We start from the raw sequence: 21,809 nt of genomic DNA on the forward strand, positions 1-21,809 counted from the left end.
TTATCAAGAAATTACGGCGCTCCCCGGTAAAGCGACAGCAACTTGATACGCGAATCAATAAGCTCTTGGCACGTCTTCGCAGTATCGAGAGCGCTACATGTCCCTACCCGCTGCTACGCACCTGCACCAGCAACTCAAGCAACAAGGCATCAGTGAAGTTGAGTGTGTGATCAGCGACTTCTGCGGCATCGCCCGCGGCAAGATCGCCTCCACCGACAGGTTTCTCGAAGAAGGTGGCATGCGCCTGCCGGAAAGCGTGCTGTTGCAGACCGTGACCGGCGACTTCGTCGACGACCAGGTGTTCCACGCCCTGCTCGACGAGGGCGGCGCCGACATGCTCTGTCGCCCTGCCGCGCAGGCTTTCTACGTCCTGCCGTGGCTGGCCGAGCCTACGGCCATGGTCATCCACGACAGCTTCGACAGCTGCGGCGCGCCCATAGAACTGTCGCCACGCAACCTGCTCAAGCGCGTACTGGGCCTGTATGCCGAGCAGGGCTGGAAGCCGGTGGTGGCACCGGAGCTCGAGTTCTACCTGACCAAGCGCTGCCATGACCCGGACCTGCCGCTGGAAGCGCCCGAGGGTCGCTCGGGCCGCCCGGAGCGCGGGCGGCAGAGCTATTCGATCGATGCCACCCACGAGTTCGCCGCGTTGTTCGAGGACCTCTACCACTGGTGCGAAGCCCAGGCGCTGGACCTCGACACACTGATTCACGAAAGCGGCCCCGCGCAGATGGAGATCAACTTTCGCCACGGTGATGCATTGCGCCTGGCCGACCAGCTCACCGTGTTCAAACGCACCTTGCACGAAGCCGCGCTCAAACACGGCGTGAGCGCTACCTTCATGGCCAAGCCGATTGCCCTGCAGCCAGGCAGTGCGATGCACATCCACCAGAGTGTGCTGGAGCTGGCCAGCGGGCAGAACCTGTTCGCCACGGCAACGGGCGAGATGAGCGAGCGGTTCCTGCACTACATCGGCGGCTTGCAGCGCTACGTACCAGAACTGCTGGCACTGCTGGCGCCTAACGTGAACTCTTTCCGCCGACTCCTGCCAGACAACTGCGCGCCGGTGAACGTCGCCTGGGGCCATGAGAACCGCACCGTTGGGCTGCGTGTGCCTTCGGCGTCGGCGGCCGCCACGCGGGTAGAAAACCGTTTGCCCGGCGCCGATGCCAACCCCTACCTGGCCATGGCTGCGACCCTGCTGTGCGGCTACCTGGGCATGCTCGAACGGCTCGAGCCGAGCGCCCCGCTGCGTGGCCGCGCCTACGACCACCCTGGCCTGCGCCTGCCCGGCACGCTGGAAGACGCGCTGGCTCGCCTCGAGCAATGCGAAACGCTCAAGGCTCATCTCGGTAGCCGCTTCGTGCAAGGTTACGTCGCGGTCAAGCGCACCGAGTACCGGCACTACCGGCAGGTCATCAGCGCCTGGGAGCGCGAGTACCTGCAATCGAGCGTCTGATGCGCCTTACATCTCGACCTGGGTACCCAGCTCGATCACTCGGTTCAGCGGCAGCTTGAAGTAGCGCAGGTTGCTGTTGGCGTTCTTGAGCAGGAAGGCGAACAGGTGCTCACGCCACTTGGCCATGCCGATACGTTTGGTCGGCACCACGGTTTCGCGGCTGAGGAAGTAGGTGGTGCGCATGGGGCTGAAATCCAGTTCGGCGGTACTGCTCTGGTTGAGCGCCAGCGGCACGTCGGGCTCTTCCATGAAGCCGAAATGCAGGCTGACCCTGAAGAACCCGGCGCCAAAGGCTTCGACCTGGAAACGCTCGGCAGCGCTGACCCGTGGCGAGTCCTCCGAGACCACGGTCAGCAACACCACCTGCTCGTGCAGCACCTGGTTGTGCAGCAGGTTGTGCAACAAGGCATGGGGCACGGCATCGCTGCGGGCGGTCAGGAACACCGCCGTGCCCTGCACCCGATGCGGTGGCTGCGACTGCACGCTGGCGATGAACAACGGCAGCGGCAACGCGGTTTCGTCCAGGCGCTCGAACATGATGCTGCGCCCGCGCTTCCAGGTGGTCATCAACACGAACAGGGCCAGGCCCGCGATGACCGGGAAGGCGCCGCCCTGCAAGATTTTCGGGGCATTGGCGGCGAAGTACAGGCCATCTACCAGCAAGAAGCCCAGCAGCAAGGGAATGGCCAGCCAACGTGGGGTCTTCCACAGCAACAGCACCACCGCCGAGGCCAGCAAGGTGGTGATCAGCATGGTGCCGGTCACCGCCACGCCATAGGCGGCCGCCAGCGCACTGGACGACTCGAAGCCCACCACCAGCAGCACCACGCCCACCATCAACGCCCAGTTGACCATGCCGATGTAGATCTGCCCCTGCTCTTCGCTGGAGGTGTGCTGGATGAACATGCGCGGCACATAGCCCAGTTGAATCGCCTGGTGGGTCAGTGAAAAGGCACCGGAAATCACCGCCTGCGAGGCGATGATGGTCGCCAGGGTGGCCAGGCCGACCATCGGCAGCAAGGCCCATTCGGGCGCCAGCAGGTAGAACGGGTTGCGCACCGCCGAGGGGGCGTTGAGGATCAGCGCGCCTTGGCCGAAGTAGTTCAGCACCAGCCCCGGCAGCACCAACATGAACCAGGCCCGGGAAATCGGCTTGCGGCCAAAATGCCCCATGTCGGCGTACAGCGCCTCGGCACCGGTCAAGGCCAGCACCACGGCGCCGAGAATCGCCACCCCTATGCCTGGGTGGGCGACGAAGAAGTTCACCGCCCAGGCCGGGTTCAGCGCCTGCAATACCTCGGGCCGCTGCACGATACCGTGAACCCCGAGCGCCCCCAGCACCACGAACCACAGCACCATCACCGGCCCGAACAGAATACCGATACGCGCCGTACCGTGCTTCTGGATAACGAACAGGCCCACCAGCACCACCACCGAAATCGGCACCACCCAATGGTCGATGCCGTCGATACCCAGGCGCAGGCCCTCGACCGCCGACAATACGGAAATGGCCGGGGTGATCATGCTGTCGCCATAGAACAGCGCCGCCCCGAACAAGCCCAGCAGCACCAGCACCTTGCCCAGCAGCGGGTAAGGCCGGGCCGCCCGCCGGGCCAGGGCGGTCAGGGCCATGATCCCGCCTTCGCCCTGGTTGCTGGCGCGCAGGATGAACAGCACATACTTGACCGACACCACCCAGACCAGCGACCAGAACACCAGCGAGAGAATACCCAGCACCCCCTCGGCATTGGCCTGGATGCCGAAATGGCCGTTGAACACTTCCTTGAGGGTGTAAAGCGGGCTGGTGCCGATGTCACCGTAGACCACCCCCACAGCGGCGATCAGCAGGCCAAAGCCATTACGTTTTTCAGCATGGGGTTGCGTTGCAAGCGTTGCGGTCTGGCTCACAGGGGCGTCTCGTCGGCGTGCGTAAAGCCGCCAAGTATCCGCTCAAGAAGCGGTGCCAGGCATAAAGAAAGCGTAAAGAAACCTTCCTGGCACACAACGCAAAACGGGACGCATGGCGTCCCGTTTTCTACTTCGTCGAACGTCTGCGGTCAGGCGAACAGTTCGAGTGCCAGAGTGAAGGCGACCCACAGCGCAAGGCCGGTAGCGAAGAACAGGGCGATGTTCTCGAACCAGTTGTTGCGGTATTCCTTGGGCAGCAGCGACTTCTGGTTGGACATGATCAGCAGGCCCAGGGAAATGATCGGCAGGCCGACGATGTTCAGGGCGCTGACGCCGATGGTCAGGGTGACGAAGTCTGGCATGCCTGGGAACGACCAGATCAGCGGCGTGACCAGGATGAACAGCAGGAACCAGCGGTGCGCAGGGTCCTTGTGGAACTCCTTGCCGTAACGCTCGCGACGCTCTGGGCGTACGTGTTGCAGCGCGTCGGTGATGAGCATCGGGAAGGCCGTGGTCTTGCCGGCGATGCTGGCGAACAGGGTGGCGAACACACCGACGAAGAACACGTACCAGCCGATCGAGCCGAAGTACATTTCCAGCGCCTTACCGAGGTCGGCCAGGGTGTTCACTTCGATGCCGTTGGGGCGCAGGATCTCTGCACCGACGATCCAGATCGCCAGGTTGATGATGATCCCGACGAACACCGCGAACAGCAGGTCGTTACGCTGGATGCGCTTGTGCTGCGGGCCGACCCAGCCCTTCTGGCGCATTACGTAGGGGTGCACGAAGTTGGCCACGGAACCGGCCACCGCACCGATCACCGACACCGCTACCAGCAGCGCACCATGCACGCCTTCATTCGCCGGAATGCTGAAGCCGATGGTGCCTTGGACGATGCCGCCGACATCCGGGCCGGACATCACCGCCAGGGCCAGGAAGGCCAGGGTCATGATCGCCAGCAAAGCCTTCATCACGCCTTCGATCAGCGAATAGATGCTACGGCCTACCAGCATCCACACCGCCAGCACCACGAAGATCGAGCACAGCAGCGGGTAGTCGACCTTCAACAGCATCGCCAGCGATTCGCCCGCGCCCTTGATCATGTAGGCGTTCATCAGGTGGCCCATGAGCAAGGCATAGCCGAGCAGGAACCAGGCGAACACCGGGTGCAGTTGGGCATAGCCCTCGAGGATGGACATGCCCTTGTTATTGCACAGCTGGAAGCGCGCAATGATGTTGACGATGAGGTAGCGAAGCAGCAGGGATACCGCCAAGACCCACATCATCGCGTAGCCATAGTTGGCGCCGGCAACCGATGAAGTGATCAGGTCACCTGCGCCGAGCCACGACAGCACGGCGATGATACCTGGGCCAAGGAGTTTCAAGGTACGGGAAAGCCGGTTTTGCGCAGGCGCGGCAGCAGCCTGCGCCACGGGCGGGACGCTCGACATGGAAGGAGTCTCCATTTGTTGTTTTTGTGTGAGTGCGCGCAGTCAAACATATTCATGCGACATCGTACAACGATCTTTGGAGGCAAATGTGTAGAAGTGTTTCAAGCAGGCTTTTTTGCACTGTCATAGTGCTAAATCCAGGGCAAAACAGCATGAGCCATAGGGTTTTATGGCCTTATGCCTTCCCAGCCGCGCCACCGAACGGTACACGCCGACCTCAAGACATCAGACAACTTAGCGCGCAAACGTCATTAGCTGCTCTGGCGGTCGACCAGGGTGAAACCGGTATCGATACGCACTGGGTCGCTCGCCCCTGCCGGGTACTTGAAACGCTCGAGCAAGGCCCGGGCGACCTGGTCGCCGATGTGCGCGCCGTCTACCCGCACCGTGGACAACGCCGGGTAGACATGGGCAGCGCTGGTCAGGTCGCCAAAGCCCATCACCGCGATATCGGACGGCACTCGCAGGCCACGGCTCGCCGCTTCTGCCAGCACGCCCTGGGCCACCGTGTCGGAGCTGCACACCACCACATCGGGTGCTTCGCCGGCCTCCAGCAGTTGCCGTAGCCCTTCGCGGCCCACCTCCAGCGTGGCCGGAGGCGTGAGCACCTGCATCGGCACGTGCTCGATACCCTGGCGCGCCAGCTCGGCGATCAGGCTGTTGCAGCGGCGCAGGCCGCGCGGGTCGCCGATGGCCACCACCGCGAAGCGCTTGTAGCCCTTGCCCAGCAGGTGCGTGGCCACTGCCTGCCCCACCGCCTCGTGGGAAAAGCCCACTTGCATGTCGAGCGGGTTGTCACTCAGGTCCCAGGACTCGACCACCGGAATACCCGACTGCGCCAGGCGCAGGCGGCTGGATTCGGTGTGCAGGGTACCGGTGAGCACCACCCCATCAGGGCGGCGGCCCAGCACCGTTTCCAGCAGTTTTTCCTCCTTCTCGGCCGAATAGCCGGTCAGGCCCAGCAGGGTCTGGTAGCCGGCCTCGTCCAGCCGGGCCATCAAGGCCTGGATGGTTTCGGCGAAGATCGAGTTGGCGATGGTCGGCAGGAAGATCGCCACCAGGCGGGTCTTGTTGCTGGCCAGGGCACCGGCCAGCATGTTCGAGACATAGCCGGTCTGGCGCACGGCCTCGAGCACTTTTTCGCGCATCTGCTGGCTGACCACCTCCGGGCGGTTCAGCGCCCTGGACACGGTGATGGGTGAAACCCCCGCGACTTTGGCGACGTCGATCAGGGTGGGCGCCGATTGCGCCAGAGGGGGTTTCTTGGCCATGGGGGTTCCGGGACGGGGGCGAAAAAAGCACGCTGCACCATACCCGTAACACCAAGCACAGCGCCATACCTGTAGGAGCGGGCTTGTCGGGGCGCCGAACCGCCGCGAACACCGGCACAGCCGGTGCCATCCATCGCGGCGTCTGATTCGCGGGCAAGCCCGCTTCTACAGGTATTGTGGTGTCCGCACCTGCACCGCATTGGGCACCGGGTCGCCCGAGAAGCAGGCCTTCAGGTTCTCCAGCACCATCTCGCCCATGGCCAGCCGGGTCTGCGCGGTGGCGCTGCCCCGGTGTGGCTGTAGCACGACGTTGTCGAGGTCGTACAACGCCGGCGGCACGTTCGGCTCGTCAACGAATACATCCAGGCCGGCCCCCGCGATCACCCGCTCCTGCAACGCCTTTACCAGCGCCTGCTCATCGACCAACCTGCCGCGCGCGACATTGATCAGGTAGCCCTGCGGCCCCAGCGCCTGCAACACCTCGGTGGTGATCAACGCCTCGCCCTGGTCAGCGGACGCCGCCACCACCAGCACGTCGCAACGGCGCGCCAGCGACAGGATATCGGCTTCGTAGTGATAACCACTGTCGGGCTGCACCTTGTGGTCGGTGTAGTGGATGCTCATGCCGAACGCCTTGGCGCGCTGGGCGATGGCGTGCCCTACCCGGCCCAGCCCGATGATGCCTAGGTCGATGCCGCTCACCCGCCGCGCCAGCGGCTGGTTGACCTGGCCCCACTGCCCGGCCCGCACGATACGCTCGCCAGTGCCCAGGTCGCGCAGGGTCATTATCAAAAGGCCCAGCGCCATGTCCGCCACGTCATCGGTCAGTACCCCCGGCGTGGTGCACACCTGCACGCCGCGCTCAGCAGCGTGAACCAGGTCGACGGCATCGGTGCCGATGCCACTGATGGCGATCAGTTGCAGGGCCGGCAGGCGGTCCATGATGGCGTTGGGCAAACCTTTCGCGCCGCCGGTGACCACTGCGCGGATCGCCCCGCCATGCTCGGCGAGGAACGCCGCAGTGTCGGCCGCCTCGTGTAGCCGGTGTACCCTGTAGAGCTGGAGCAATTGGCGGTCGATGGCCTCGGGGACCGGCTGGGTAAGAAGAATGTCGATCATGGGATAGCTACCTGTTAAAGAGATAAAGAACGCATCAGCGCTGCAGTTCCAGCTTGCGCAACGTGCCCATGCACAGGAACGCCAGCGCGCCGAGCGCCGCATGCCCCGCCACCACGTACAAGGCGCCTTCGAACGAACCCGTGGCCTGGACGATGTAGCCGATGATGATCGGCGTGATGATTCCGGAGATATTGCCGAACATGTTGAACAGCCCGCCGGCCATGCCGGTGATCTGCTTGGGCGCGGTGTCGGACACCAAGGTCCAGTCAACCGCCACCACGCCCTTGCCGAAGATCGCCAGGGACATCAGCAGGGTCACGATCCAGATCGAGTCGGTGAAATTGCACAGCACCAGCGACACCCCGATGCTCATGCCGCACACCAGCGGAATCTTGCGCGCCATGGTCAGCGAGAAGCCCTTTCGCAGCAGGTAGTCGCAGGCCGCCCCGCCGCACAAGGCGCCGAGCAATCCGCAGATACCCGGAATGGCGGCGATGGCGCCCGCCTCCATGATGTTCAGGCCGCGGCCCTTGACCAGGTAGATCGGGAACCAGGTCAGGAAGAAGTACTGCAGCGAGGTGTCGCAGTACTTGCCCAGGTAGATGGCCCACATCATCGGGGTTTTCAGTAGTACCTTGATGTCCGAGAAACGCGGCTTGAAGGCGCCCTGCTCGCGGGGCTTGTCGATATCCACCTCGGCCCCGCCTTCGCGAATGTGGGCCATCTCGGCGTCATTCACCCAGCGGTGCTCGGTGGGCGCCTTGACGAAGCGGAACCAGAACAGCCCGATGACGATGCCCAGCCCGCCCATGAACCAGTAGACGTGCTCCCAGCCATAGGTGTGGGCGATGAAGCCCATCAAGGGCGCCAGCAGCACTACCGACAGGTACTGCGAGGAGTTGTAGATGACCGTGGCCAGGCCGCGCTCCTGGGTCGGGAACCAGGCCGCGACGATGCGGTTGTTGGCCGGGTACACCGGCGCCTCGATCACCCCCAGCAAAAAGCGCAGCACGAACAGCATGGCCACGGCCACCGGCACCGAGAAGAAGCCGATCATGCCCTGGGCCACGGTGATGCACGACCACAGCAGCAGCGAGATGCCGTACACCCGCGCCGAGCCGAACTTGTCGAGCAGCCAGCCGCCGGGCAACTGCCCCATGACATAGGCCCAGGCAAAGGCCGAGAACATGTAGCCGAGGGTGACCGAGTTGATGTTCAGCACTTCGATGAGTGCGGAGCCGGTGATCGACAGCGTGGCGCGGTCACCGACGTTGATGGCCGTTACGATGAACAGCATGGCGAGGATGTAGTAACGGACATGGGTCCGTTTTTCCGGGGCGAGCGACGCACTCGCCGCCGGGTTGATGGCTGGCTGGTCCACGTGCAGTACCTCTTGTTGTCATTGTTATTCGGGTCGCGCAGTGGGCGCCGCGCGGCGGCGCCCTGGGTGTTGCAAAGGCCTATGGAGTGGCAGCCCGGTTCATGGGCGCTTGCCGACCTCCGCGACTTGTACCGTCCAGGCCGCTACCTGCTCGCTCAGCGACAGGCCAAGCCCTGGGCGTTTGGGTACCAGCATGCGGCCATCGCGGGTTTCCAGGCGCTCGTTGAACAGCGGCTCGAGCCACTCGAAATGCTCGACCCAAGGCTCGGTCGGGTAAGTGGCGGCCAGGTGCACGTGCAGCTCCATGGCAAAGTGCGGGGCCATGCCCAGCCCGGCCTGCTCGGCCATGGCCGCCACTTTCAGGAACGGCGTGATACCGCCCACACGGGGTGCATCGGGCATCAGGTAGTCGGCGCCGCGCAGCTTGATGAACTCGGCGTGCTCGGCAACGCTGGTGAGCATTTCGCCGGTGGCGATCGGCGTGTCGAACTGCTGGGCCAAGGCGGCATGGCCTTCGGCGTCGTAGCAGTCCAGCGGTTCTTCGATCCAGATCAGGTTGTGCTGCTCGAACTGCCGGCACATGCGCTGGGCGGTGGGACGGTCCCACTGCTGGTTGGCATCGACCATCAGCGGGAAGGCCTCGCCCAGGTGCTTGCGCACGGTGCTGACGCGGTGCAGGTCGAGCGCGCAATCGGGCTGGCCGACCTTGAGCTTGATGCCGCCGATGCCCTTCTCCCGCGACAGGTCGGTGTTTTTCAGCAGTTGGTCCAGCGGGGTGTGCAGGAAGCCACCGGAGGTGTTGTAGCAGCGCACCGAATCGCGCTGGGCGCCGAGCAGGCGCGCCAGGGACAGGTTGGCGCGCTTGGCTTTGAGGTCCCACAGGGCGACGTCGAAGGCGCCGATGGCCTGGGTCGACAGGCCGCTGCGGCCCACCGAGGCGCCGGCCCAGCACAGCTTGGTCCACAGCTTGGCGATGTCGCTGGGGTTCTCGTCGAGCAGCGCCGGGGCGACTTCCTTAGCGTGGGCGAACTGGCCTGGGCCCCCTGCCCGCTTGGAGTAGCTGAAGCCCAGGCCGCGGTGGCCGTCGACGGTCTCGATCTCGACGAACAGCATGGCGATTTCGGTCATCGGCTTCTGCCGGCCAGTGAGCACCTTGGCATCGCTGATGGGGTTGGCCAAAGGCAGCATGACCGAGGACACCTTGATGTAGGCGATGCGGTCGTCGTCGGCGCTGGTTGCTTGTAGTTGTTGTGTGGTCATGCGGGACTCCGAGGGTGAACGAAAGCGATGTTTGATCGGCGAATGATTGCGCAATCATTGTTCGATAAAAAATTTTGCCCGAGGTGCATGAGTGGCTGGGAAATGATCGGAGACTACCATGATTGCGCAATCATTCAAGTGTCATTCGCACCATTCGACGAAAGGAATAATCATCTGTAGGAGCGGGCTTGCCCGCGAACACCGGCGCAGCCGGTGCCATGCACCGCGGTGCCTGGTTCGCGGGCAAGCCCGCTCCTACAGGGCCCTGGATAGTTGCTTGATACCCAACACAACCCATCCTCCCAGTGCCACGACCACTGCCACACGCGGCCAGTATGGCAACAGCAACACCAACGCCAACCCGGCCATCGACACCAACCCCAGCCAAGCGATCGGCCCCATGGCCCAGCCCCAGGCTGCAACACTCGCACCCAGGCTCCCTAGCAGTGCCAGCCAGCCCAGCCCTCGCAGTACCTGGCGGCGTCCTGCCCCAGGCACCTGCTGCCAAACCTGCTTGTAGTGCCGCTCCAACCCCAGGCACAACGCGACCATACCGTTATAGGCCAACAGCAAACCGGCGAACACACTTACTCCCATGTCAGCGGCCCTCCAGGCTGGCAGCCGCGTGGCGCTTCACTGGCTCCCGTGGCGGCTGCCCGATCCGCCAGCAGCACCCGCCCAACAGGGCACCGATCAGCACCGTGGTGATTTCCAGCGCAAGGTAGTCACCCCGGTTGACGGTAAACAGGTTCAGCAATGGCAGGCACAGGCACAACAAGGCCGCCAGCGCCAACTGCTCCTGCCAGGCCTGCAACCGCGGGCGAACGATGGCGTGGCCCAAGGTCGCCAGCCATACCAGGAAGAACACCCGCACCTCCCACCCGGCGCGTTGGCCCAGTTCCAACGGCAGCAGGCGGTTGGCCCAGAGCAGGCCGATGCAGGCCACGGCAAGCCCCGCCACCACACTCACGTTCAGCCGCTCGGCCACGTGGTACAGCATGGCGCCCAAGGCCCCTTCGCCGTCATGTCGACGGCGGCGCTTGACGGTGAACAGCACCAGCCCCGTGGCGATCATCGCGCAGCTGGCCAGGCCACAGACGAAGTACAACCAGCGCATGGGGTAGCCGCCGAACTGGGCGAAGTGCATGCCGGCCATCACCCGCTGGGTCAGCAGGCTGGGGCGACTCTCGGTTGGGGCGCGCAGCACCTTGCCGGTCACGCCATCGAAGACCATGCTCTGGCCCTTGGTCAGCTCGATACGATTGCCCAGCACCGGTCGCACCTCGACCCGCGCGTCGCTACGCCCTGGGTTGTGGATCGACAGGCTGGCCACTGGCCCCAAGTGCCGCTCGGCTTCCATCAGCAGTGGCTCCAGTGCCGTCGGCGACACCGCCTCGCCGCCTTGGCGCTGGTCACCACGCGGCGGCCGCCCTGCCCCCTGCCCGCCTGCATGCTGCTCCACGGGTGCGCCGCGCAGCGCCCGGTTGAGCAGGTCGCGGTCGCCGTTGAACAGCGCGTCCGACGCCGCTGGCATGTAGATCAGGTAGAAAATCACCAGGCCCGTATAGGTGATCATCAGGTGGAACGGCAGCACCAGCACGCCGGTGGCGTTGTGCGCATCCAGCCACGAGCGCTGGCCCTTGGCCGGGCGGAAGGTGAAGAACTCCTTGAAGAACTTCTTGTGGATGACGATGCCGCTGACCAGCATCGCCAACATCGCCATGGCAGCCAGCCCGACCACCCAGATACCCAAGTTGCGCGGCAGGTTCAGGGTGAAGTGGAAACGGAAGAAGAAGTTGCCGCCCGCCGTTTCGCGAACCTCCAGGCGCTCACCGGTTTCCGGGTCCAGCGGCGTGCCGCCACCGCGGCGCTGTTCGCCGGCAGACACGCTGAGGGTGGGCGAACGCTCGGTAGGCAACCCGACGTTCCAGGCGCTGGCGCCGGGGTGGTTGGCCTGCAAGTAGCCCAGTGCAGTTTGCAATGCCTGGGTTTGGCTCTGGGCATGCGCCGGTATCTCCGGACGCATCCAGCCGTCGATTTCCTTGTCGAACACCGCCAGGGTGCCCGTCAGGAAGATTGCGAACAGCACCCAGCCGAACAGCAGCCCGCCCCAAGTGTGCAGCCATGAAAGCCGTTGGGTGATGGTTTTGGGCTTCATCCAATGCGCTCCAGCCATTGCGGCCAGAAGCCGACCAGCGCCAGCGGCACGGCCAGCAACAACCCGCCCCAAGCCCGCCAAGCGCTGCGGCAAGCGAACGCCCAGAGCATGGCGCCGGTGTACACCGCGAACGACAACAGCGTGGCAATCACCAATGCATCGCCCTTGCCCAACGGCAACAGGCGCGCCAGCGCGGCGGTGAAGGCGTAGGTAAAGGCATAGCCACCCAGCACGGCGGCCAGCACCCGTGAAAGCACGGGCCAGGAAAAGTGTGTGGTTCTCATCAGGTGCCTCATCGCAGGTACGGCAAAAGCCCAGCCGGGCAAGGGCTGGGCTCAGGGTTGCCAGTGGGTCAGAACGAGGTAGTGACCGAGGCGTAGAACGCGCGCCCTGGCTCGTTGTAGGTGGCGGCACCGGCGCTGGTACCCGCGCCTTCGCGGTACACGCGCTTGTCGAACAGGTTGCTGATGCCCGCGCCGAACGACAGGTTGTCGTTCACCGCGTAGGTGCCGCCCACGCCCCAGACGTGGTAAGGGTCGAGGGTGCGCAGCTCGTTGCTCGCCGTGACGTTGGTGTCGCGGGTGGGGTTGAAGCTGCGGGGCTCCTGCTTACCGTAGTAGGTGCCGGTGAGGTTCAGCGACAGCGCCTCGCTCACCTGCCAGTCGAGCATGGTGTTGACGGTGTATTCCGGCACCACCGACAGCGGGTTGCCGTCGCTGTCCTCGTTGGCGTCCATGTAGGTGAAGTTGGTGTTCCAGCTCAGCAGCTCGCCTTGCTCACCCAGCAGCGGCACGCCGATGCTGCCCTCCCAGCCCTTGACCACGGCGTCCTTGGCGTTGTCCCAGCGCATGATGGCTTCGTTGCTTGCGGTGCGACCGACCAGGTCGTTGGCCGAGACAATCTTGTTGTCGTAGTCGTTGCGGAAGTAGGTCAGGCTGGCGCTCCAGCCGTCGCGGGCGAAGCTTACGCCCAGCTCCTTGTTGACGCTGACTTCCGGGTCGAGGTTCTCGTTGCCCAGCACGTAGCAACCGGTGGAGGCCAGGCTCGGCGCACAGCCGTTGCCGTTGCTGCGGTACAGGTAGTTGGGGTTGGACTGGTACAGGTTCGGTGCCTTGAAGGCACGGGCGATACCGGCCTTGAGGGTGATGTCCTCGGTGAGCTTGTAGGAGGTGTTCAGGCTTGGGCTCCAGTTGGCGCCGAACTGGTCGTGGTGGTCCAGGCGCACGCCGGGGGTGAGGAACCAGTCCGGGGTCAGCTCGATGTTGTCCTCGGCGTACACCGCCATGATAGTGGCGTCCATGTCGGTGGCGCGGGCGCCAGCGGCGGAATTCGGCAGCGTGGTGCCCACGGAGCGGTTGAGGGTGCCCGGGTCGTCCAGCTTCTGGTGGTTCCACTCGGCGCCCAGGGTCAGGGTCTGCGGACGCAGCAGTTCCAGCGGCAGGTCCACCTGGCCTTGCAGCAGGTAGCTGTCGTAGGTGCTGGTGGTCTTGTCGTTGCTGTTGATGTCGCCATCGACGCTGCCGGTCATGCCTTCCTGCAGGCGGTTGTTGCGGGTTTTCTCGTACTGCGCCATGACCCGCGAGGCACCCCATTCCCAGTCGCCACGGTGGGTGACCGAGAAGTCCTGGCGGTACATCGTGTTGGTTTCGCGGCCCAGCCAATTGCTGATGGTGCTGCCGGGGGTGAGCGAGTCGGTGGCGCCGGTGCCGACGTCGCCGGCATAGATGTTGCCCTGGCGGCTGAAGCCTGTTTCGAAGTCCAGGGTCTGCTGGTTGTCCAGTGCCCAGCTCAGCAGGCCGTTGATGTCCTTGTTGCGCACGCCTTCGCGGCCAGCGGCCAGGGAGGCGCCTGGGGCGACCTGGCCCTGGTTGATGTCGGCGTCATCGGCATCGGTCTTGTTCAGGTTGCCGTATACGCGGAAAGTCAGCGCATCGGTCAAGGGCCCGGCCAGACTGAAGGTGGTGCGCTTGGTCACGCCTTCGGCATCGTCGGATGGCAGGTTGGTGAAGGCGGTGACACTGCCGGTCATGTCCTGGCTCGGACGCTTGGTGATGATGTTCACCACCCCACCCATGGAGCCGGAACCATAGCGCGCCGCCGCCGGGCCGCGCAGCACCTCGATACGTTCGACCTGGTCGGCCGGCACCCAGTTGCTGTCGCCGCGGGTGTCACGTTCGCCAGCGCGGGTATAGCGCACCGAGTTACGCGAAGTCACCGGCTTGCCGTCAATCAGGATCAAGGTGTTTTCCGGGCCCATGCCACGCAGGTCGATCTGCCGGTTGTTGCCGCGCGAGCCGCTGGCGCCGTTGCCGGTCAGGTTGACGCCGGGCATCTTGCGGATGATCTCGGAGAGGTCGTTGACCGGTGGGCGCTTCTTGATGTCTTCGGCGGTGATCACCGATACCCCCGAGGCCTGCTTCAATTCCTGCTCGGCGGTAGCCACCACATGGGTATCGGCCAGCTCCAGCGCGGTGTCATCCGCCGCCCACAGGGCACTGGGAGACACGGCCAGAACGGCCAGGCAGAGAGGTTTGAGCGGGAAGCGAGGCTGCATCGAGATACTCCTTGTGCATGGACGAATGCGCAGGCAGGAGCGAATGGCACACGACAACAGCGCAGGGCCAGTTCGCCCCGGGGCCTGCCCGGAACGAGCGTGGATGCTATAGATTCTCAATTGAGAGTAAATCTTTTTTACAATCTATACATTTCTCAGCCGCAGGTTCACCCGTAGGCCCGGCGCGCCGTTCTGCGCCCACACAGCCCCGCCCTGAAGCTCAGTGACGCTGCGGGCGATCGACAGACCCAGGCCGAAGCCGCTGCCGCCGGGGCGTGCGGCATTGAGCCGGGTGAACGGCAGGAAGATGCGCTCCAGCTCGCCAGGGGCAACCCCCGGGCCCTGGTCCTCGACCCACAACAGCCAGTAGTTGCCCTCGCAGCGCCCGCCGAGGCTGACGACGCCACCCGCTGGCGAATGGCGCACGGCATTGCGCAGCACGTTCTCCAGGGCCTGGGCCAGGCTGTTGAGGTGCCCGAGCACCGTGCAGCCGGGCGGCAGGTCGTTACGCAGGCGCTCGGCGGGCCAGCCGGTCTCGAAGCTGACGTCTTCGCACAGCACCTCCCACAGCCGCCCTACATCCACCGGCGCCAGCGGCAGCAGCGGGCGTTCGGTGTCGAGCCAGACCAACTCCAGGGTGTCGTTGATCAAGGTTTCCATGCCCTGCACTTCCCGCTCCAGGCGTTGGCGCAGCGCGTCGATGTCCTGTTCGCGCTCGCCGGTGACGCGCAAGCGGCTCAGCGGCGTGCGCAGCTCGTGGGACAAGTCGCGCAGCAGTTGGCGCTGGAAGGTCACGGTGTTTTCCAGGCGCCCGGCCATGTGGTCGAATGCCCGCGCCAGTTCCCCCAGCTCGTCACGCCGCCCGGTCAGTTGCGGCCCCAGCCGGGCGGACAAATCGCCACGGCTGAGGACCATGGCCTGGCGGCGCAGCACCGCGATCGGCGCGATCAGCTTGCGGTACAGCAGCACGCCCAGGCCCAGGGCCAGGCAGGCCGGCAGCACCCGTTCGAGCAAGGTGTGCCACAGGTAGTTGTACTTGCGCGGGTCGAGCCGGGCCGGCAGCTCCATCACCAGCCGCCCTTCGCGGTTGGCCAAGGGCACGAAGAAGGTCGGCCTGCCGCCGGGCCGGCCAACCGACCAGTCCAGCGAACGCATGAAGTCGAGCTTGCGGTGTTCGTGGCGCGCAAGCTGCTGTGACGACAGCGATTGCTCATGCCCATCCACCAGCACCGCCCAAACCCCTTCGCGTGCCTGCAAGGAGGCAAGGAACCTGTCCACCCCCGGCGCACCACCCTGCTCCAGCGCCTGCTCGGCCTCACGTGCATAACCCGACAAGGTCGCCCGGGCCGAACTGCCGAGGGTCGAGGTAAGCGTGCTCAGGCGCTGGCTGACGTCCACGTGCAGGCTGATGATCAAAAGGCTCAGCAGCACGATGCCGCCCAGCAGGGTCCAGAACAGCGAATGACGGTCGGGCAGCGTCATGGCTGCACGCACCGGAGCACATAGCCTGCACCGCGCACGGTGTCGACCCTGGCGGTGCGGTAGTCGATGAGCTGCAACTTGCGACGGATGTGGCTGATATGCATGTCCAGGCCACGGTCATGGATCGAATACGCCCGGTGCAGCGCCTGCTGGTAGAGGAAGGTCTTGCTGAGCACCTCGCCTGGGGCCTGCAACAGGGTTTCCAGGATGCGGTATTCGGTACTGGTGAGCCCGGCCCAGCGCTGCGCGTGGCAGACATCGCCACGGATCGGGTCGAAGGCTAGGTCCAGCGCCTGGCTCAGTGCCGCCTGCGCCTCTTGCACCTCATGCCCCGCACGTGCCTGGCGCTCGTAGGCGACCCGGCGCAGCAGCGCATCGATGCGCACGTCCATTTCCGCCATGCTGAAGGGCTTGGGCAAGTAGTCGTCGGCGCCCTGGCTGAAGCCGACGATACGGTCCTGCTCAGCGCCCAGCGCCGACATCAGGATCACCGGCACGCGCTGGGCCTGGCGCAGTTGGGCCAGACGCTCCAGGCCGTTGCCGTCGGGCAGCAGGATGTCCAGCAGCACCAGGTCGAAGCCGCCTTCGCGCACCTGCTCGGCCACATCGCCAGCCTCGTGCCGCAGGGTCACCGCGAAACCGCGTTCGCCCAAGTGCTGCTCGATGTGCCGGGACAACACGGGGTCGTCCTCGATGGCCAGGATACGAACGGGAGACTGGGGGGCGGCGGCCAGCTGCATGGGAAAACCTTGCGAATGAAAATGATTATTGAATGTGTAGTCTGACAAATTCCCCGCGCTTGATACAAATCCGTTGGGCACCTTGATGGCCTGAGCAGGTGTATACAAAAATATTCAACTCTGTTTACATTGCTCCCGCGCCTACGACATCGGTCATCGCCGCTGCGTATTGCGCCAGGCTCAAGCCATGCAAGCCCTTTATTCTTTCGCCCGCTGCGGGCACCCTTCGCACGCTCTGTTCACCCTCCCCGTCGTCGCGCTGCACACGCCACCTGGCCTACCTCCCGGGCGTTATCTCGCCGCCTAGCCAGGCAGCACCGCGCACAAACAATGCCTTTCACGACACCCGCCACGCGGGAGAGGAATACCCATGCCCAAGACAATGCTGGTCAAGAACGCCGAACTGCTGGTGACCATGGATGGCCAACGCCGCGAGATCAAACGCGGCGGGCTGTTCATCGAAGACAACCTGATTCGCCAGGTCGGCCCGAGCGACACCCTGCCGCCCACCGCCGACGTGGTGCTGGACATGACCGGCAAGGTGGTCATCCCGGGCCTGGTCAACACCCACCACCACATGTACCAGAGCCTTACCCGCGTGGTGCCCGCCGCCCAGGACGGCGAGCTGTTCAACTGGCTGAGCAACCTGTACCCGATCTGGGCCAGGCTGACCCCGGAGATGATCGCCGTGTCGACCCAGACCGCCATGGCCGAACTGATGCTCTCCGGCTGCACCACCTCCAGCGATCACCTGTACATCTACCCCAATGGCTGCAAGCTCGACGACAGCATCCATGCCGCCGGGGAAATCGGCATGCGCTTCCACGCCGCCCGCGGCAGCATGAGCGTGGGCCAGAGCCAGGGCGGCCTGCCGCCGGATGCGGTGGTGGAGAAGGAAAGCGACATCCTCAAGGAGTCCCAGCGCCTGATCGAGGACTACCATGACGACCGTCACGGCGCGATGCTGCGCGTGGTGGTGGCGCCCTGCTCGCCGTTCTCGGTCAGCCGCGACCTGATGCGCGAAGCCGCCGTGCTGGCGCGCCACTACGGCGTGTCGATGCACACCCATCTGGCCGAGAACGTAAACGACATCGCCTACAGCCGCGAGAAGTTCGGCATGACCCCAGCCGAGTACGCCGAAGACCTGGGTTGGGTCGGCCACGACGTGTGGCACGCGCACTGCGTGCAGCTGGACCAGCACGGTATCGAGCTGTTCGCCCGCACGGGCACTGGCGTGGCCCACTGCCCCTGCTCGAACATGCGCCTGGCCTCGGGCATCGCGCCGATTCGCCGCATGCGCGACCACGGCGTACCGGTAGGCCTGGGGGTGGACGGCTCGGCGTCCAACGATGGCGCCAGCATGATCGGCGAGGTGCGCCAGGCGCTGCTGCTGCAACGCGTGGGCTTCGGACCGGATGCGATGACCGCCCGCGAAGCACTGGAAATCGCCACCTTGGGTGGCGCCAAGGTGCTCAACCGCGATGACATCGGTGCCTTGGCGCCGGGCATGGTGGCCGACTTCGTGGCCTTCGACCTGGGCCATTTGGCCTACGCCGGCGCGCATCACGACCCACTGGCGGCCTTGGTGTTCTGCACCCCGACCCACGTCGACACCAGCGTCATCAATGGCCGCGTGGTGGTCGAGGGTGGCCGCTTGACCACCGTCGACCTACCCCTGGTACTGGAGCGTCACAACCGCCTGGCGCGACAATTGGTCAGCGGCGAGTAAACGTGCTTCGGGGCAGATGAACAAACTTTCATCGAGCGGCGGCGATGGCTTGCGTAGCATCGCCTGCCCCTGGCCAATCACGCTTCACGCCCCATGCCACAACCGATCCCGCTCAAGGACCATGAAAAGGAAAAGCACCTGGTCAACCGCCGGGTGCTGGCCTGCGCTGCGCTGCTGCTGAGCCTGAGCGCCATCCTGGTGGGGCGCCTCTACGTGCTGCAAGTACTGCAACACGAGCAGCAGACGGCCGTGTCGGAAAACAACCGTGTGCACGTGCTGCCCATCGCCCCCGAACGCGGCCTGATCTACGACCGCAATGGCGTGGTACTGGCCGACAACAAACCCAGCTTCAACCTCACCCTGACCCGCGAACGCACCGACGGGCAGACCCCGGCAGTACTCGATACCCTGGCCAAGGTGCTCGGCCTGGGCGATGAAGACCGCGCCCAGTTCGACAAGGACCTGCGCCGCGGCCGCAAGCCGTTCGAGCCGGTGACATTGATGTTCGGCCTGAGCGAAGAGCAGATCGCCCTGATCGCGGTCAACCAGTTCCGCCTGCCGGGGCTGGACGTCGAGCCGCAGTTCATCCGCGAGTACCCGCAAGGCACGCACTTCGCCCACTCGGTGGGCTATGTCGGGCGTATCAACGAAGCCGAGGCCAAGACCCTCGACAGCACTGCGTACCGCGGCACCCAGTCGATCGGCAAGACCGGCGTCGAGCGCTTCTACGAGCACGAACTGCACGGCCAGGTGGGCTACGAAGAAGTCGAGACCAACGCCCAGGGCCGGGTGATGCGGGTGCTGCGCCACCACGCCCCGACACCGGGCAAGGACATCTACCTGAGCCTTGACCTGCACCTGCAACAAGCCGCCGAGCACGCCCTGGGCGAGCGCCGTGGCGCGCTGGTGGCGCTTGACCCGGCCACCGGCGAAGTGCTGGCGATGGTCAGCAACCCCAGCTTCGACCCCAACCTGTTCGTCAAGGGCATCAGCTTCAGGCAGTACGCAGCCCTGCGCGACTCCATCGACCGCCCGCTGTTCAACCGTGTGCTGCGCGGCCTGTATGCGCCGGGCTCGACGGTCAAGCCGGAAGTGGCCATCGCCGGGCTCGACAGTGGCGTCATCACCCCCGCCAGCCGGGTATTCGACCCCGGCTACTACGAGCTGCCCAACTACGACCACAAGTACCGCAACTGGAACCGCACCGGCGATGGCTGGGTGGACCTGTACAGCGCCATCATGCGTTCCAACGACACCTACTTCTACGACCTGGCGCACAAGCTGGGGGTCGAGCGGCTGCACGACTACATGAGCGAGTTCGGCCTGGGGCAGAAAGTGTCGCTGGACCTGTTCGAGGAATCGCCCGGGCTGATGCCTTCGGCCCAGTGGAAACGCGCCACCCGTCGCCAGCCGTGGTTCCCCGGCGAAACCCTGATCCTCGGCATCGGCCAGGGCTACATGCAGGTCACCCCGCTGCAGCTGGCCCAGGCCACCAGCCTGCTGGCCAGCAAAGGCGCCTGGCACCGCCCGCACCTGGCGATGACCGTTGGCGGCCAGCCCCCGGTCGACCCCAACCCGATGCCCGACATCGTGCTGCGCGACAAACGCGCCTGGGACCAGGTCAACACCGGCATGCAGATGGTCATGCACGACCCGCGCGGCATCGCCCGCGCCGCCGCTGCCGGTGCGCAGTACCGCATTGCCGGCAAGAGCGGCACGGCGCAGGTGGTGGCGATTCGTCAGGGTGAACGCTACGACCGCAACAAGACCCTCGAGCGTCACCGCGACAACGCCCTGTTCGTCGGTTTCGCCCCGGCAGAGCGGCCGTCCATCGTGGTGGCGGTGATGATCGAGAACGGCGAGGCCGGCGGCCGGGTGGCGGGGCCTGTGGTGCGTGAAGTGATGGATGCCTGGCTGCTGGATGAACAGGGGCATCTCAAGGCACAGTTTGCCGGCGCCACAGACAAGGCCGCAGCGCCGCACGGTTGATGCGCCGGTCGTTACGCCTGGCGCGGCATCAATTCATAAGGGTGTTTCCAACCTGGCTCCGCGCGAATACGGTCTTTCCAGGCCTCGATATGCGTGAACTGCTGCACCGCCATGCCGGTGTCCTCCGGCATGAACACATACCCCGCCAGCGACAGGTCGGCGATGGTCAGCCGACCGCCGACCATGAATGGCGTGTCGGCCAAATGCACATCGACTACCCGGTAGGCTGCCGTGGCCCGCTCGCGCAGGAACTGGGTGACAGGCGTGTCGCCGGTTTGCTTGAGGCAGTAGAAAAAGCGCAAGGCGGCGTAATAGCTGGTGAACTTGTGGTTGTCGAACAGCATCCAGCGCCAGATCTCGCGCTTCTCGTCCTCGTCATGGGCTGCGTACTGCCCGGTGAGCCCGGCAAGGTAGTCGAGGATCAAGGCTGACTGGGTAAAGGTGCGGGCGCCATGTTCGAGCACCGGCACTTCACCTTGCTCGTTGTGCTCCTCGCGCCAGGCCGGGTCGCGGGTCTGGCCGTTGAAGAAGTCGACGAACCGCGGCTGCCAGCGTTGCCCGGTCAATTCAAGCATCAGCGCAGCCTTGTAGGCGTTGCCGGATTCGGCGAAACAATGCAGCGTGAATTCAGGCATGGGGAACCTTCGACGTCCTGTGAATGGTCAGGGCTGGGCAACCGCCCAGGGCACTCCATCCTGCCCCTTGGCCAGTTGGCTGTCCATGTACAGGCATGGGCCCGACAGCATCGCGCGGTGGGCTATGGAACTTCGAGCCCAGAGTCCACCTCTTAAGTGCATGCGGTAATCCCTTGGGCTTCACGCTTCTGGAGGACTGACTCATGCGTCACTCACTGGTCGTTTCCGCACTGCTGCTGTGCCTTCCCGCTGGCGCCGCGCTTGCCCGCGTCGATGCGGGCGATGTTGCTACTTCGGCGGGGGTTTCCGCCTCGCTGTATTCCACCTTCAAGGATGACAAGCGCATCATTCCGGCCCACGACGAACTGTCGGCCTTCATCGCCAGCGACGGTGCCATTCGTGGTGCCTACGTAGAGTCGGCGCTGGAGCAGGTGCGCAAGGAGCATCCAGGGTTGAACGCCACCGACGAAGAGCTGGCCAGGGCGCTGTTGTCGGCTGAGCAGTAAGGCAGGTAAGTAAGGCAGGTAGGCGCTATCGCGGGGCAAGCCCGCTCCCACAGGTAACGCGCCGTGCGTGAGGGCGCCACAATGCCTGTGGGAGCGGGCTTGGTCGGGCCAAGCGCATAACAGATCCCGACCATCTCCACGGCCATGGCCAGGGCAATCGGACGGCT

The 21,809-nt window shown here is 64.9% G+C and carries 17 protein-coding genes; 4 read left to right on the forward strand and 13 right to left on the reverse strand.

Going from position 1 to position 21,809, the window contains the following annotated elements:
• Window positions 1–97 precede the first annotated feature (97 nt).
• Window positions 98–1,459 (forward strand): glutamine synthetase family protein, encoded by a 1,362-nt coding sequence (locus ACQKPE_RS05745; protein WP_427663968.1) that lies wholly within the window; start codon window positions 98–100, stop codon window positions 1,457–1,459.
• 6 nt (window positions 1,460–1,465) lie between these two features.
• Here ACQKPE_RS05745 and ACQKPE_RS05750 read toward each other — a convergent pair whose 3' ends face one another.
• The 12 genes from ACQKPE_RS05750 to ACQKPE_RS05805 all read right to left on the reverse strand — a co-directional run bounded on the left by ACQKPE_RS05750 (window position 1,466) and on the right by ACQKPE_RS05805 (window position 16,783).
• A complete protein-coding gene (locus ACQKPE_RS05750; RefSeq protein WP_427663970.1) occupies window positions 1,466–3,367 on the reverse strand; it encodes a potassium transporter Kup in 1,902 nt (633 codons plus the stop codon).
• Window positions 3,368–3,516: 149 nt separating this feature from the next.
• Window positions 3,517–4,818 carry an Nramp family divalent metal transporter gene (locus ACQKPE_RS05755; RefSeq protein WP_427663973.1) on the reverse strand — a complete coding sequence of 434 codons (1,302 nt, stop codon included), beginning with the start codon at window positions 4,816–4,818 and terminating at the stop codon, window positions 3,517–3,519.
• A gap of 251 nt (window positions 4,819–5,069) precedes the next feature.
• On the reverse strand, window positions 5,070–6,089 hold the full coding sequence (locus tag ACQKPE_RS05760; protein ID WP_427663975.1) for a LacI family DNA-binding transcriptional regulator: 1,020 nt from the start codon (window positions 6,087–6,089) through the stop codon (window positions 5,070–5,072).
• Between the two features lie 165 nt (window positions 6,090–6,254).
• A complete protein-coding gene (locus ACQKPE_RS05765; RefSeq protein WP_427663977.1) occupies window positions 6,255–7,208 on the reverse strand; it encodes a 2-hydroxyacid dehydrogenase in 954 nt (317 codons plus the stop codon).
• Window positions 7,209–7,242: 34 nt separating this feature from the next.
• On the reverse strand, window positions 7,243–8,505 hold the full coding sequence (locus ACQKPE_RS05770) for an MFS transporter (RefSeq protein ID WP_427664004.1): 1,263 nt from the start codon (window positions 8,503–8,505) through the stop codon (window positions 7,243–7,245).
• 183 nt (window positions 8,506–8,688) lie between these two features.
• Entirely contained in the window at window positions 8,689–9,849 is a 1,161-nt protein-coding gene (locus tag ACQKPE_RS05775; protein WP_427663979.1) for an L-talarate/galactarate dehydratase, read from the reverse strand.
• Window positions 9,850–10,104: 255 nt separating this feature from the next.
• Entirely contained in the window at window positions 10,105–10,446 is a 342-nt protein-coding gene (locus ACQKPE_RS05780; RefSeq protein ID WP_427663981.1) for a DUF3325 domain-containing protein, read from the reverse strand.
• 1 nt (window position 10,447) lies between these two features.
• Window positions 10,448–12,007 (reverse strand): PepSY-associated TM helix domain-containing protein, encoded by a 1,560-nt coding sequence (locus ACQKPE_RS05785; RefSeq protein WP_427663983.1) that lies wholly within the window; start codon window positions 12,005–12,007, stop codon window positions 10,448–10,450.
• Window positions 12,004–12,291: a DUF3649 domain-containing protein gene (locus ACQKPE_RS05790; protein WP_427663985.1), complete on the reverse strand. Its 288-nt coding sequence runs from the start codon at window positions 12,289–12,291 to the stop codon at window positions 12,004–12,006. Before ACQKPE_RS05790 ends, ACQKPE_RS05785 begins: the two co-directional genes overlap by 4 nt.
• Before the next feature lie 68 nt (window positions 12,292–12,359).
• The gene (locus ACQKPE_RS05795) at window positions 12,360–14,561 is read right to left on the reverse strand and encodes a FepA family TonB-dependent siderophore receptor (RefSeq protein ID WP_427663987.1); all 2,202 of its coding nucleotides are present in this window, start codon (window positions 14,559–14,561) and stop codon (window positions 12,360–12,362) included.
• Between the two features lie 144 nt (window positions 14,562–14,705).
• Window positions 14,706–16,043 carry a histidine kinase sensor domain-containing protein gene (locus ACQKPE_RS05800; RefSeq protein WP_427663989.1) on the reverse strand — a complete coding sequence of 446 codons (1,338 nt, stop codon included), beginning with the start codon at window positions 16,041–16,043 and terminating at the stop codon, window positions 14,706–14,708.
• Entirely contained in the window at window positions 16,040–16,783 is a 744-nt protein-coding gene (locus ACQKPE_RS05805; protein ID WP_427663991.1) for a response regulator transcription factor, read from the reverse strand. Before ACQKPE_RS05805 ends, ACQKPE_RS05800 begins: the two co-directional genes overlap by 4 nt.
• Before the next feature lie 370 nt (window positions 16,784–17,153).
• Between ACQKPE_RS05805 and ACQKPE_RS05810 the strand changes: the two genes are divergently transcribed.
• Both ACQKPE_RS05810 and mrdA read left to right on the forward strand, forming a co-directional pair.
• Window positions 17,154–18,512: an 8-oxoguanine deaminase gene (locus tag ACQKPE_RS05810; protein ID WP_427663993.1), complete on the forward strand. Its 1,359-nt coding sequence runs from the start codon at window positions 17,154–17,156 to the stop codon at window positions 18,510–18,512.
• A gap of 93 nt (window positions 18,513–18,605) precedes the next feature.
• The gene (gene mrdA, locus ACQKPE_RS05815; protein WP_427663995.1) at window positions 18,606–20,501 is read left to right on the forward strand and encodes a penicillin-binding protein 2; all 1,896 of its coding nucleotides are present in this window, start codon (window positions 18,606–18,608) and stop codon (window positions 20,499–20,501) included.
• A gap of 11 nt (window positions 20,502–20,512) precedes the next feature.
• Here mrdA and ACQKPE_RS05820 read toward each other — a convergent pair whose 3' ends face one another.
• Complete coding sequence (locus ACQKPE_RS05820; RefSeq protein WP_427663996.1) at window positions 20,513–21,136, reverse strand: glutathione S-transferase family protein; 624 nt, start codon at window positions 21,134–21,136, stop codon at window positions 20,513–20,515.
• A gap of 203 nt (window positions 21,137–21,339) precedes the next feature.
• On the opposite strand from ACQKPE_RS05820, the gene ACQKPE_RS05825 reads away from it, so the two are divergent.
• Entirely contained in the window at window positions 21,340–21,642 is a 303-nt protein-coding gene (locus tag ACQKPE_RS05825; RefSeq protein WP_427663997.1) for a DUF2388 domain-containing protein, read from the forward strand.
• The last annotated feature ends 167 nt before the right edge of the window (window positions 21,643–21,809 follow it).

Source organism: Pseudomonas sp. NPDC089554, assembly GCF_050280645.1.
GTDB lineage: Bacteria > Pseudomonadota > Gammaproteobacteria > Pseudomonadales > Pseudomonadaceae > Aquipseudomonas.